Annotated in this window: 10 protein-coding genes; 8 read left to right on the forward strand and 2 right to left on the reverse strand. The window is 70.2% G+C overall.

Going from position 1 to position 13277, the window contains the following annotated elements:
- The 5 genes from dnaA to ACQP26_RS00025 all read left to right on the forward strand — a co-directional run bounded on the left by dnaA (position 1) and on the right by ACQP26_RS00025 (position 6788).
- Positions 1-1878 (forward strand): chromosomal replication initiator protein DnaA, encoded by a 1878-nt coding sequence (gene dnaA, locus ACQP26_RS00005; RefSeq protein ID WP_433494607.1) that lies wholly within the window; start codon positions 1-3, stop codon positions 1876-1878.
- A gap of 1118 nt (positions 1879-2996) precedes the next feature.
- Positions 2997-4130: a DNA polymerase III subunit beta gene (gene dnaN / locus ACQP26_RS00010; protein WP_433494608.1), complete on the forward strand. Its 1134-nt coding sequence runs from the start codon at positions 2997-2999 to the stop codon at positions 4128-4130.
- Positions 4131-4170: 40 nt separating this feature from the next.
- Positions 4171-5043 carry a phosphogluconate dehydrogenase (NAD(+)-dependent, decarboxylating) gene (gnd, locus tag ACQP26_RS00015; protein WP_281579451.1) on the forward strand — a complete coding sequence of 291 codons (873 nt, stop codon included), beginning with the start codon at positions 4171-4173 and terminating at the stop codon, positions 5041-5043.
- 16 nt (positions 5044-5059) lie between these two features.
- Positions 5060-6193, forward strand: coding sequence for a DNA replication/repair protein RecF (gene recF / locus ACQP26_RS00020; protein WP_269703325.1), 1134 nt, complete (start codon positions 5060-5062; stop codon positions 6191-6193).
- Entirely contained in the window at positions 6183-6788 is a 606-nt protein-coding gene (locus ACQP26_RS00025) for a DUF721 domain-containing protein (protein ID WP_433494609.1), read from the forward strand. Before recF ends, ACQP26_RS00025 begins: the two co-directional genes overlap by 11 nt.
- On the opposite strand, the gene ACQP26_RS00030 is transcribed toward ACQP26_RS00025, so the two are convergent.
- Positions 6779-7018, reverse strand: coding sequence for a hypothetical protein (locus tag ACQP26_RS00030; RefSeq protein WP_281579450.1), 240 nt, complete (start codon positions 7016-7018; stop codon positions 6779-6781). The genes ACQP26_RS00025 and ACQP26_RS00030 overlap by 10 nt on opposite strands.
- 82 nt (positions 7019-7100) lie before the next feature.
- Between ACQP26_RS00030 and ACQP26_RS00035 the strand changes: the two genes are divergently transcribed.
- Positions 7101-7589, forward strand: coding sequence for a MarR family winged helix-turn-helix transcriptional regulator (locus ACQP26_RS00035; RefSeq protein WP_433494610.1), 489 nt, complete (start codon positions 7101-7103; stop codon positions 7587-7589).
- On the opposite strand, the gene ACQP26_RS00040 is transcribed toward ACQP26_RS00035, so the two are convergent.
- Entirely contained in the window at positions 7574-8128 is a 555-nt protein-coding gene (locus ACQP26_RS00040; RefSeq protein ID WP_269703319.1) for a hypothetical protein, read from the reverse strand. The two genes, ACQP26_RS00035 and ACQP26_RS00040, sit on opposite strands and share 16 nt — an antisense overlap.
- Positions 8129-8678: 550 nt before the next feature.
- On the opposite strand from ACQP26_RS00040, the gene gyrB reads away from it, so the two are divergent.
- Both gyrB and gyrA read left to right on the forward strand, forming a co-directional pair.
- Positions 8679-10625, forward strand: a complete 1947-nt coding sequence (gyrB, locus tag ACQP26_RS00045; protein ID WP_269703316.1) for a DNA topoisomerase (ATP-hydrolyzing) subunit B — start codon at positions 8679-8681, stop codon at positions 10623-10625.
- 130 nt (positions 10626-10755) lie between these two features.
- Entirely contained in the window at positions 10756-13275 is a 2520-nt protein-coding gene (gene gyrA, locus ACQP26_RS00050; protein ID WP_433494611.1) for a DNA gyrase subunit A, read from the forward strand.
- Positions 13276-13277 lie beyond the last annotated feature (2 nt).

The following is a 13277-nucleotide window of genomic DNA, read 5'->3' on the forward strand; positions in this document are numbered from 1 at the left end:
GTGACCGGAGCGACCGACCTTGCCGCGGTGTGGACGGCGACCACCGACGAACTCGCCGACGAGATCATCTCCGCGCAGCAACGGGCGTACCTCCGGCTGACCCGGCTACGGGCGATCGTCGAGGACACCGCGCTGCTCTCGGTGCCGGACGCCTTCACCCGGGACGTGATCGAGTCCCGGCTCCGCCCGGCCATCACCGAGGCGTTGAGCCGTCGGCTCGGCCGGCCCATCCAGGTGGCAGTCACCGTACGGGTCGCCGACGACCCCGGTGCCCGCCCGGCCGGCACCGTCTACCGCAGCAGCCCCGAGCCGCTGCCCGAGCACGACGGCGCCGCCCCGCTGCCCGGTTTCGACCAGCCCGGCCCGGCCACGGCCAACCCGCCCTTTCCGTCTCCTCGCCCGGAGCCCGGCTATGCCGAGTCCGGCTACGCCGAGCCTGGGTACGCCGAGCCCGGCTACGCGGATCCCCGCACCGAGCAGCAGGCGGACGAACCGGCGCCGCGGCAGCGGACCGCGGACGGCGGTCGCCCCCATCTGATCCCGTCCGGGCGGGACGCGCAGGACACGCTCTTCAGCGCCGCGTTCGCCGAGCCGCTGCGCGCCGCGCCCGAGCGCCGCGCCTTCGACGAGCGCCGGGTCGAGCCGCCCGCCCCCGACTCCGGGGGGTACGAGCCCCGCTACCGGGAGAGCCCCGGCCCCGCCGATCCCGCTCCGATGCGCGGCCTGCCCCGCGACGGCACCACCGACAGCGGCCCCGGTCGGGGTGGCCCCGGCCGCGGTGGCGCCGACCACCACCGTCCCGGCGGCGGCCAGGCCGAGCGCAGGCTCCCCGGCGGTACGGAGAGCGGCGGCAACCGGCTCAACCCGAAGTACATGTTCGAGACGTTCGTCATCGGCTCGTCGAACCGGTTCGCGCACGCCGCGAGCGTGGCGGTGGCCGAGTCGCCGGCGAAGGCGTACAACCCGCTGTTCATCTACGGCAGTTCGGGGCTGGGCAAGACGCACCTGCTGCACGCCATCGGGCACTACGCCACGACGCTCGGCAACGCGCGCTCGGTCCGGTACGTCTCGACCGAGGAATTCACGAACGACTTCATCAACTCGCTTCGTGACGACAAGACCAGCGCGTTCCAGCGCCGCTACCGGGACGTGGACATCCTCCTGATCGACGACATCCAGTTCCTGGAGAACCGGGAACGGACGCAGGAGGAGTTCTTCCACACCTTCAACACCCTGCACAACGCGAACAAGCAGATCGTGATCACGTCCGACCGCTCGCCGAAGCAGCTGGCGACGCTGGAGGACAGGCTCCGTACGCGCTTCGAGTGGGGTCTGCTGGCCGACATCCAGCCGCCGGACCTGGAGACGCGGATCGCGATCCTGCAGAAGAAGGCGGCGCAGGAGCGGCTGTACGCGCCGCCGGACGTGCTGGAGTTCATCGCCTCGCGGGTGTCGAACTCGATCCGCGAACTGGAGGGGGCACTGATCCGCGTCACCGCCTTCGCCAGCCTCACCCGGTCCTCGGTAGAGCTGTCGCTGGCCGAGGAGGTGCTGCGGGACTTCATCCCGGACGGCGCCGGCCCGGAGATCACCGCGGACCAGATCATGGTGTCCACGGCCGACTACTTCGGCGTGAGCCTCGAGGACCTGCGCGGCCACTCCCGCTCCCGGGTGTTGGTGAACGCGCGTCAGGTGGCCATGTACCTCTGCCGAGAGCTGACCGACCTGTCGCTGCCCCGGATCGGGCAGGCGTTCGGCGGCCGGGACCACACCACAGTGATGCACGCGGACCGCAAGATCCGTCAGCAGATGGCAGAGCGTCGCTCGCTCTACAATCAGATCGCCGAGCTGACGAACCGCATCAAGCAGAACACCTGACTCTCCCCCCCTCTGCGCTCCCGCCACTCCCGCCACTCCCGCCGCTCCCGCGTTGATCAAGGAGTTTGTGTCCGGGAGACACGTCATCCCCACCCCAAACTCCTTGGTCAACAAGGAGGGCGGGGCGCTCGCCTCGGCCGACTCCTGGCCAGCGCGGACACCACCGCAGATCTTGGAAGCTTTGCGCCCCTATAGGGGCCGTTTCCTACCAAGATCTCTCGGAAGCTCAACGTCAAGCCTCAGGATGGACCGGCCGCAGTCAGGCGAGCACCCTCGACCCCGACGATCATGAGGTTGACGGTGACAAACCGGACGCCAAATGCCGCCAACTTCATGATCAACGCGAGCAACGGCGACGGCGGGGCCGGGCGCGGGTGCTGCGGGAGGGCTCGGCCGGCGGGTGGCAAGTTGCCGACAGCGGCGACGGTTGACCCTCGACCCGGTGGAGGGCCCAGGATCTGTCCTGTGCTCGTCCACAGCTCGCACCCGTTGTCCACAGCCCCTGTGTCACAGGCGGTGGAAAACCACACTCTGCACTCGCCCGGTTACCCACAGACTGTGGACAACTCCTGGGGACGACGCTGTGGACGCCTGGGGATGACGGTCACGTTGTCCCCAGACAACGGGTTGCCTGTGGGCGGGCTGTTGAAGGTTCTGGGGACGACGGCTGTGGACGGCTCCGGCGCTGTCCACAGCGCTGGGGAGAAAACCGGTGGATTAGCGGTGGACAACCGGTGGACAGCCGTGGAAAACCCGGCGGCTGGCGAGGGCTGTGGACCGGGACACGAGTTTTACCCCTGGTTCTCCACAGCCAAACCACCGGTGGATAACGTGTCTGACCTGCGCGGACGCCGGTTCTCCACAGTTTGCACAGGTGCGATGAAGACGATGAGTTATCTCTTCTAAACAACAAAAACCAATCATCACCGTTGGACTTCCTGTGGATCGGGCCGAAGCACTGCCGTCGGCAGTCGCCCCGGGCACCTGGATCCACGGGGTCGGGCGCACAGCCGATGCCCCAGCGCCTTAAGGTGCGATGGGTACCCGCACGGTCGGGCGGGACGGGTGGCAGCGGTCGGCATGAGAGAGTTGTCGCTGACGTCGACGCGGAGGCATTGATGAAGTTCCGAGTGGAGCGCGACGCGCTCGCCGAGGCGGTCGCGTGGACCGCCAAGAGCCTGCCCAACCGACCCTCCGTACCGGTGCTGGCCGGAGTGATGCTCCGGGTCACCGACGGCAACCTCCAGGTCTCCGGCTTCGACTACGAGGTCTCCAGCCAGGTGACAGTCGAGGTGCAGGGCGACGCGGACGGCGCCGCCCTGGTCTCCGGCCGGCTGCTCGCCGAGATCACCAAGGCCCTGCCGGCCAAGCCGGTGGACATCGCCGCCGTCGGCGCCCACCTCGAACTGGTCTGCGGCAGCGCCCGGTTCACGCTGCCCACCATGCCGGTGGAGGACTACCCGACGCTCCCGGAAATGCCGGAGAGCGCGGGGACCGTGGACGCCGCCGCCTTCGCCGCCGCCGTGGCCCAGGTGGCGGTGGCCGCCGGCCGCGACGAGACGCTGCCGATGATGACCGGTGTGCGCGTCGAGCTGAGCGGCGGCACGATGGCCATGCTGGCGACCGACCGCTACCGCCTCGCGCTGCGCGAGATGGAGTGGAACCCGGACGACCCGGAGATCAGCCTCAACGCGCTGGTGCCGGCCCGTACGCTGCACGACACCGCGAAGGCACTCGGTCCGCTCGGCGGCCACGTCACCATGGCGCTCTCCTCCGGCGGCGCCGGTGAGGGCATGATCGGTTTCTCCGGCGGCACCCGCCGGACCACCAGCCGACTGCTCGACGGCGCCAACTACCCGCCGGTGCGCTCGCTGTTCCCGGCCGACCACAACGCCGAGGCGCGCGTCGCCGTCTCCTCGCTCATCGAGGTGGTCAAGCGCGTCGCGCTGGTCGCCGAGCGCACCACCCCGGTCCTGCTCAGCTTCAGCGCCGACGGTCTCGTGGTCGAGGCGGGCGGCACCGAGGAGGCCCGGGCCAGCGAGGCCATGGAGGCCACCTTCACCGGCGAGCCGCTGACCATCGGGTTCAACCCGCAGTACCTCATCGACGGCCTGGCCAACCTGGGCGCCCAGCACGCCCTGCTCCGGTTCGTCGACGCGTTCAAGCCCGCGGTCATCTCCCCGGCAGGCGAGGACGGCGAGGTCATTCCGGGGTACCGGTACCTCATCATGCCGATCCGCGTGTCCCGCTGATCGCAGCAGCACGACCCTTGACGTACGGAGGTAGGAGCAGATGCAGCTCGGCCTGGTAGGACTCGGCCGCATGGGCGGCAACATGCGGGAGCGGTTGCGCGCCGCCGGGCACGAGGTGGTCGGCTACGACCACAACCCGGAGATCAGCGACGCCGCGAGCCTGGCCGAGCTTGCCGAGAAGCTCCAGTCGCCCCGCGCGGTCTGGGTCATGGTTCCGGCCGGCGTCACCGACGCCACCATCGACGAGCTCGCCGGTGTGCTCGGCGAGGGCGACATCATCATCGACGGCGGCAACTCCCGGTTCAGCGACGACGCCCCGCGCGCCGAGCGGCTCAACGAGCAGGGCATCGGCTACATCGACGTCGGTGTCTCCGGCGGCGTCTGGGGCCGGCAGAACGGGTACGCGCTGATGGTCGGCGGCGCGCAGGAGCACGTCGAGCGCCTGATGCCGGTCTTCGAGGCGCTCAAGCCCGAGGGCGAGTTCGGCTTCGTGCACGCCGGCCCGGTCGGCGCCGGCCACTACGCCAAGATGGTGCACAACGGCATCGAGTACGGCCTGATGCACGCCTACGCCGAGGGCTACGAGCTGCTGGCCGCCTCCGAGCTGGTGACGAACGTGCCCGGTGTGTTCAAGTCGTGGCGCGAGGGCACCGTGGTCCGCTCCTGGCTGCTCGACCTGCTGGACCGGGCACTCGACGAGGACCCGGAACTGGCCGAGCTGAGCGGTTACACCGAGGACACCGGCGAGGGCCGGTGGACCGTGGACGAGGCGGTCCGGCTCGCCGTACCGCTCAACGTCATCACCGCGTCGCTGTTCGCCCGGTTCGCCTCCCGGCAGGACGACTCACCCGCGATGAAGGCCGTCGCCGCGCTGCGCCAGCAGTTCGGCGGCCACGCCGTCCACAAGCGCTGACCGGTATCCACAGGCTGTGTACGTCCGCCGGCTCGAACTGGTCGACTTCCGCTCGTACGAGCGCGTCGGCGTCGACCTGGAGCCGGGGCCGAACGTGCTCGTCGGCGCCAACGGCGTCGGCAAGACCAACCTGGTCGAGGCGCTCGGCTACGTGGCGACCCTGGACTCGCACCGGGTCGCCACCGACGCCCCGCTGGTGCGGATGGGCGCCACTTCGGCGGTGATCCGCTGCGCCGTGGTGCACGAGGGCCGGGAGCTGCTCGTCGAGCTGGAGATCGTCCCGGGCAAGGCCAACCGGGCCCGGCTCGGCCGGTCCCCGGCCCGGCGCGCCCGGGACGTGCTCGGCGCGCTGCGCCTGGTGCTGTTCGCGCCGGAGGACCTGGAACTGGTCCGTGGCGACCCCTCGGAACGCCGCCGCTACCTGGACGACCTGCTGGTCACCCGCCAGCCCCGCTACGCGGGTGTCCGCGCCGACTACGAGCGTGTGGTCAAACAACGCAACGCCCTGCTGCGTACCTCGTACCTGGCTCGCAAGACCGGTGGCTCGCGCGGCGGTGACCTGTCGACGCTGGCCGTGTGGGACGCGCACCTGGCGCAGCACGGCGCGGACCTCCTCGCCGGGCGCCTGGAGCTGGTGGCCGCGCTGACCCCGCACGTGGCGAAGGCGTACGACGCGGTGGCGGCCGGTCGCGGCGCGGCGGGCATCGCGTACCGGCCCTCGGTGGAGCTGCCCGAACCCGGCGCCGACCGCGCGGCGCTGGCGGAGGCGCTCGCCGCCGCGCTCACCGCGAACCGCGCCGCCGAGATCGAGCGCGGCACCACGCTCGTCGGCCCGCACCGCGACGACCTGGCGCTGACGCTCGGCCCGCTGCCCGCCAAGGGGTACGCGAGCCACGGCGAGTCCTGGTCGTACGCGCTGGCGCTGCGGCTGGCCGGGTACGACCTGCTGCGCGCCGACGGGATCGAGCCGGTGCTGGTGCTGGACGACGTCTTCGCCGAACTGGACACCGGCCGGCGGGAACGGCTGGCCGAGCTGGTCGGCGGCGCGAGCCAGCTCCTGGTCACCTGCGCGGTGGACGACGACGTGCCGGCGACGCTGCGCGGCACCCGGTACGCGGTGGGCGAGGGGACGGTGCGGCGTGCCGGATGACGAGGTGCAGCTCCCGCCCGCGCGGCTCGGGCCGGGACGCGACGCGCGTACCCCCGGAAAGCCCGCGGACGGTGAGCCGGGCGCGAGCCTGCCGGAGGGCGCGAGCGGGCCGGAACTGGCCCGGGCGGTGCTCGACGCGGCGAAGGCCCGGCGGCAGGCGGCGGCCCCGCGACGGCGCGGCGCGGTCCGCGGCGACGGCGAGAAGCGGCTGCGCGGCTACTCCGGCCCAGGTCCGGATCCGCGCGACCCGCAGCCGCTCGGCGCGGTGCTGGACAAGCTGATGAAGGCGCGGGGCTGGCAGCAGCCGGCGGCCGAGGCGACCGTGTTCGGCGCCTGGGAGAAGGTGGTCGGCGCGGAGGTCGCGCAGCACAGCCGTCCGGTCAAGCTGGAGGACGGCGAGCTGACGGTGGAGGCCCGGTCGACGGCCTGGGCGACCCAGTTGCGCCTCCTGGCGGGCTCGCTGTTGCAGCAGATCGCCCGGGAGGTCGGCCACAACGTGGTGCGCAAGCTGCACATCCACGGGCCGGCGGCGCCGTCGTGGTCGCGCGGCCCTCGACGGGTACGCGGGCGCGGGCCTCGCGACACCTACGGCTGACCGACGCCCCCCGAGCGCCGCGCCTCGCGCCGGGCGCGCTTGAGTTCGCGCTGCTCGCGGCTCCACTGCTTGCGGCGTTCCAGGTCTTCCTTCCACGCGTCGCGGGCCAGCTTCGAGCCGCCCTGCACCGCGCCCTGCACCTGGGACGGGCCGGCGAGGTTGCGGAAGACCCAACCCAACAGGCGGCCACCCTTGCCGGCGGCGTCGCCCACCTGCTCGTCGTCGCTCATCCCGCCGCCCCTCCTGGTTGGTGTACAAACAATTGGTACACCAACCATTGCGGCGATCGCAACGACGACGAGGAGGACGCGGGTGACCGACGGCATCGAGGAGGACCCGCTGGCGCTGGAGCAACAGGTCTGCTTCGCGCTCTCCGTCGCCGCCCGGAGCGTCGTCGCGGTCTACCGGCCGCTGCTGGAGCCGATGGGGCTCACCCATCCGCAATACCTGGTGATGCTGGCGCTCTGGCAGCACGCGCCACTGTCCGGCCGGGATCTGAGCCGGCTGCTCCAGCTCGACCCCGGCACGCTGTCACCGCTGCTCAAGCGCCTGGAGGCGGCCGGCTACGTCCGGCGGGAACGTGATGCCGCCGACGAGCGCAGCCTGGCCGTCTCGCTCACCGCCGCCGGGCAGGCGCTGCGGGCGCAGGCCGAGCGGATCCCGCCGGCCATCGTGCAGCGCCTCGGCCTGCCGCTGGCCGACCTGCGGCACCTGCACACCGCGCTGACCGAGGTGATCGAGGCCGCCAACCAGGCCACGTCCTCTCCCGGCGCTGCGGCGCCCGGTCAGGCGTCGGCGTAGACCGCGAAACCCCGCTCCGCGCAGCGCCGGTAGAAGGCCGCCAGCACGCTCAGTTCGGCGCAGGTGAAGTTCCACTGCGGCGGATCGCCGCTCTCGTCCCGCAGCCGGTCGAGGCGGCTGTCCAGCCAGCGGAGCTGCTGCTCGGCCAGCCGCCCGTCGCCGAGCAGCGCGCGCAGCACCTCGCTCACCGACTCGAACGTGACCGACTCGCCGTACGGCCGGTGCCGGGCGACGAACTTCTCCACACCCTCGGCGATCCAGGAGCAGCCGTCCGGGTCGATCACCGGATCCTCGTCCTCGACCGCGTTCTCCGTGGCGTAGAGCACATTCTCCAGCCCGAGGATCAGGTCGACCAACTCGGTGTACGCGGTCGCGCGTACCGTGCCGGTCTTCGCGATCAGCTCGGCGAGCGCCGCTGTCGGCGCGGAGATCCGGGGCATGTCCACGATCTCGCCGAAGTCCACGAACTCAGCCGGCGCGACCGGATCGTAGAAGCGGCCGGTCCGCGGCCAGTGCACCGCGACGTTGTCCAGCCCCATCTGGCGTCACCTCTCACCAAGCGTTTTCGGACCGTCTCCGACGATCGTCCCGGTTCCGGGCGCAAAAGATCAAGACCGCAACGGCGGCGCCGCAAAAGCTACGGCACGCCGGGCCCGGCCGCGACCCCCGGTAGGGACAGCTGCCGATCACCGGTCGGATGACCGTCACGGCTCACGGTGGCCGGTGGCGCGGTACCGGCCCGTTGGCGTGTAGGGGGAGTCGTGGGCGGCGCGGTTCGTCCGGCTACGGCATTCTCAGCCGCCCCGGAGAGGGTGCCGAGTGGCGGTTTGGTCGGCTCCGCACAGTAAGATTGAGGGCGAGACGAAAGACCCGAGACGGAGCGACGGACCAGGGCCCTCATGAGCCCTCGATCATAGTCCCGTACCGGGTCCGAGCCGATCGCGATCCGCGGGCAACCGCGGCGCCCGGCGCACGAGATCCGAGCCTGGCGACCCCCAGGGGCGGACCATGCGCGCCGACGTCGCGTCCTGTCCGCCGAACCCGCGCCCCCGCGCCCCACGCGCGGCCGGTGCGAGAAAGTGGCCGAGGGTGGCAGCGGAGGACAACAAGAAGTACGGGGCCGAGTCGATCACCGTGCTCGAGGGCCTGGAAGCGGTCCGGAAGCGGCCCGGTATGTACATCGGGTCCACCGGCGAGCGCGGTCTGCACCACCTGGTGTGGGAGGTCGTCGACAACGCGGTGGACGAGGCGCTGGCCGGGCACTGCGACACCATCGACGTGGTGCTGCTGGCCGACGGCGGTGTCCGGGTGACCGACAACGGCCGTGGCTTCCCGGTCGACCTGCACCCCAAGCTGAAGAAGCCGGGTGTCGAGGTCGCCCTGACCGTGCTGCACGCGGGCGGCAAGTTCGACGGCAAGGCGTACGCCGTCTCCGGCGGCCTGCACGGCGTCGGCGTCTCCGTGGTGAACGCGCTGTCCACCAGGATGGCCGTGGAGATCCACAAGGACGGCTTCGTCTGGCGCCAGCAGTACGACCACTCCAAGCCGACGCCGCTGGAGAAGGGCGAGGCGACCGACCGCACCGGTTCGGCCGTCTCCTTCTGGCCCGACCCGGACGTCTTCGAGACCGTCGACTTCGACTTCCACACCATCTACCGGCGTCTGCAGGAGATGGCCTTCCTCACCCGCGGCCTCACCATCCACCTGCTCGACGAGCGGGTGCCGGAGGACGAGGACGGCAAGACCCGCGAGGTCACCTTCCACTACGAGGGCGGCATCGCCGACTTCGTCCGGCACCTCAACGCCTCCAAGAGCCCGATCCACAAGACGGTGGTGGAGTTCGGGGCCGAGGAGACGGGCATGTCGGTCGAGATCGCCATGCAGTGGAACGAGTCGTACGGCGAGTCGGTCTACACCTTCGCCAACAACATCAACACCCACGAGGGCGGCACCCACGAGGAGGGCTTCCGGGCCGCGCTGACGAGCGTCGTCAACCGCTACGGCGCCGAGAAGAAGCTGCTCAAGGGCGACGAGCGCCTCTCGGGTGAGGACATCCGCGAGGGCCTGGCCGCGATCATCTCGGTCAAGCTCACCGATCCGCAGTTCGAGGGTCAGACCAAGACCAAGCTGGGCAACACCCCGGTGAAGGGCTTCGTGCAGCGGGTCTGCAACGAGTCGCTCGTCGACTGGTTCGACCGCAACCCGGCCGAGGCGAAGATCATCATCCAGAAGGCGTCCCAGGCGGCGCGGGCCCGGATCGCCGCGCAGCAGGCGCGCAAGCTCGCCCGGCGCAAGTCGCTGCTGGAGTCCGGCTCGATGCCCGGCAAGCTGGCCGACTGCCAGTCCACCGACCCGCGCGAGTCCGAGGTCTTCATCGTCGAGGGCGACTCGGCCGGCGGCTCGGCCAAGCAGGGCCGCGACCCGCGCGTCCAGGCGATCCTGCCGATCCGCGGCAAGATCCTCAACGTGGAGAAGGCCCGGATCGACCGGGTGCTGAAGAACAACGAGGTGCAGGCGCTGATCACCGCGCTCGGCACCGGCATCCACGACGACTTCGACATCGAGAAGCTGCGCTACCACAAGATCGTGCTGATGGCCGACGCCGACGTGGACGGCCAGCACATCCAGACGCTGCTGCTCACCCTGCTGTTCCGCTTCATGCGGCCGCTGGTCGAGCTGGGCCACGTCTACCTGGCCGCCCCGCCCCTCTACAAGATCAAGTGGAACAAGAAGGGCGACGACGCCCAGTACGCGTACTCGGACCGGGAACGCGACGGGCTGATCGCCCTGCGCCAGCAGAAGAAGCCCAACGCCCGCCCGGACGACATCCAGCGGTTCAAGGGCCTCGGCGAGATGAACTACCCCGAGCTGTGGGAGACCACGATGAACCCGGCCACGCGTACGCTGCGCCAGGTCACGCTCGACGACGCCGCCACCGCGGACGAACTGTTCAGCGTCCTGATGGGCGAGGACGTCGAGGCCCGCCGGTCGTTCATCCAGCGCAACGCCAAGGACGTGCGGTTCCTGGACATCTGACGGACGCACCGGGCCGGCCGGACATCCACCGGCCGGCCCGGAAGTCCACAGAGTTATCCACAGCCTGAACGCTTTCCACAGCCGTTATCCACAGCGAGACCACGACTGAAGAGTCTGATAAGGGTTAACAGTGACCGATACTCCCGAGTCCACCCCGAACGAGCCGGAGACCCCGGAGACACTGGCCGCGGTCGTCCAGCACGACCGGATCGAGCCGGTCGGCCTCGAGGTCGAGATGCAGCGCTCGTACCTCGACTACGCGATGAGCGTCATCGTCGGGCGGGCCCTGCCGGACGTCCGGGACGGGCTCAAGCCGGTCCACCGCAAGATCCTCTACGCCATGTTCGACTCCGGGTACCGGCCGGACCGCGGGTACGTGAAGTGCTCCCGCGTCGTCGGTGACGTGATGGGCCAGTTCCACCCGCACGGCGACTCGGCCATCTACGACGCGCTCGTCCGGATGGCGCAGCCGTGGTCGCTGCGCTACCCGCTGGTCGACGGCAACGGCAACTTCGGTTCGCCGGGTAATGATCCCGCTGCCGCCATGAGATATACAGAATGCAAGCTCGACCCGCTGGCGATGGAGATGCTGCGGGACATCGACGAGGACACCGTCGACCTGCAGGACAACTACGACGGCCGGGCCAAGGAGCCCACCATCCTGCCGTCGCGTATCCCGAACCTGCTGATCAACGGCTCCGAGGGCATCGCGGTCGGCATGGCCACCAAGATCCCGCCGCACAACCTGCGCGAGATCGGCGCGGCGGTGCAGTGGTGCCTGGAGCACCCGGAGGCCGACGAGGCCACCACGCTGGAAGCTCTCCTCGAGATCGTCAAGGGCCCGGACTTCCCGACCCACGGTCTGATCGTCGGCCAGGCGGGCATCCAGGACGCGTACCGGACCGGGCGCGGCTCGATCCGGATGCGCGCCGTGGTCGAGGTCGAGGAGGACAAGCGGGGCCGGCCGGCGCTCGTGGTCAGCGAGCTGCCGTACCAGGTCAACCCGGACAACCTCGCCGAGCGCATCGCCGAGCTGATCAAGGAGGGCAAGCTCGCCGGCATCGCCGACATCCGCGACGAGTCCTCCGGGCGTACCGGCATGCGGATCGTGCTCGTGCTCAAGCGCGACGCGGTCGCCAAGGTGGTGCTGAACAACCTCTACAAGCACACCCAGCTCCAGGAGACGTTCGGCGCCAACATGCTGGCGCTCGTCGACGGCGTGCCGCGCACGCTCAACCTGGCCCAGTTCATCCGCTACTACGTCGAGCACCAGATCGAGGTGATCCGGCGGCGGACCGCGTTCCGGCTGCGCAAGGCCGAGGAGCGGGCGCACATCCTGCGCGGTCTGTCCAAGGCGCTGGACGCCCTGGACGAGGTGATCGCCCTGATCCGGCGCTCGCCCACCGTCGAGGACGCCCGGCAGGGCCTGATCCGGCTGCTGGACATCGACGAGGTCCAGGCGACCGCGATCCTGGACATGCAGCTGCGCCGGCTGGCCGCCCTGGAGCGGCAGCGGATCCTGGACGACCTGGCGAAGCTCGAGCTGGAGATCGCCGACCTCAAGGACATCCTGGCCAAGCCGGAGCGGCAGCGGCGGATCGTCTCGGAGGAGCTGGGCGAGATCGTCGCGAAGTGGGGCGACGACCGGCGTACGAAGATCGTCCCGTTCGACGGCGAGGTCTCGATGGAGGACCTCATCGCCCGCGAGGACGTGGTGGTGACGATCACTCGCACCGGCTACGCGAAGCGGACCAAGGTCGATCTCTACCGGTCACAGCGGCGCGGCGGGAAGGGCGTCAGTGGGGCGACGCTCCGGCAGGACGACATCGTCAGCCACTTCTTCGTATGCTCTACCCACGACTGGATCCTGTTCTTCACGAACAAGGGTCGGGTCTACCGGGCGAAGGCGTACGAGCTTCCCGAGGCCAGTAGGGTGGCCAAGGGCCAGCACGTGGCCAACCTGCTCGCGTTCCAGCCCGACGAGCAGATCGCGCAGATCATTGAAATCCCGAACTACCAGGTGGCCCCCTACCTGGTACTGGCCACGAAGAACGGCCTGGTGAAGAAGACGCGGCTCGAGGAGTTCGACTCCAACCGTTCCGGCGGCATCATCGCGATCAACCTGCGCGATGAGGACGAACTGGTCGGTGCGGTCCTGGTCGCTCCGGAGGACGACCTGCTGCTCGTGTCGAAGAACGCCCAGGCGATCCGCTTCAACGCCACCGACGAGGCGCTGCGCCCGATGGGCCGGGCGACTTCCGGGGTGATCGGCATGCGCTTCAGCGGCGAGGACGAGTTGCTCGCCGTCGAGGTGGTGCGAGAGGGTCTGGACGTTCTGGTCGCGACGAACGGGGGTTACGCGAAACGTACCCCGATCGAGGAATACCCGGTCCAGGGCCGGGGAGGTAAGGGCGTGCTGACCGCGAAGATCACCGAGCGACGCGGTGGCCTGGTCGGCGCGGTCGTGATCGATCCGGAGGACGAGCTGTTCGCCATCACGAGCAACGGCGGCGTCATCCGGACTCCGGTGAAGCCTGTACGCCGTACGCGTGACCGGAACACAATGGGGGTCAAGCTGATGGACCTCCCGGACGGCGTGACTATCGTGGCGATTGCTCGCAATGCCGACGAGCCTGACGAACAGGACTAGTT

The organism is Micromonospora sp. CA-248089, from assembly GCF_050948515.1.
Taxonomy (GTDB): Bacteria; Actinomycetota; Actinomycetes; order Mycobacteriales; family Micromonosporaceae; genus Micromonospora.

Coding starts and splice junctions, on each gene's coding strand:
- dnaN (WP_433494608.1), top strand. CDS start 2,997: ATGAAGTTCCGAGTGGAGCGCGACGCGCTCGCCGAGGCGGTCGCGTGG.
- gnd (WP_281579451.1), top strand. CDS start 4,171: ATGCAGCTCGGCCTGGTAGGACTCGGCCGCATGGGCGGCAACATGCGG.
- ACQP26_RS00030 (WP_281579450.1), bottom strand. CDS start 7,018: ATGAGCGACGACGAGCAGGTGGGCGACGCCGCCGGCAAGGGTGGCCGC.
- ACQP26_RS00040 (WP_269703319.1), bottom strand. CDS start 8,128: ATGGGGCTGGACAACGTCGCGGTGCACTGGCCGCGGACCGGCCGCTTC.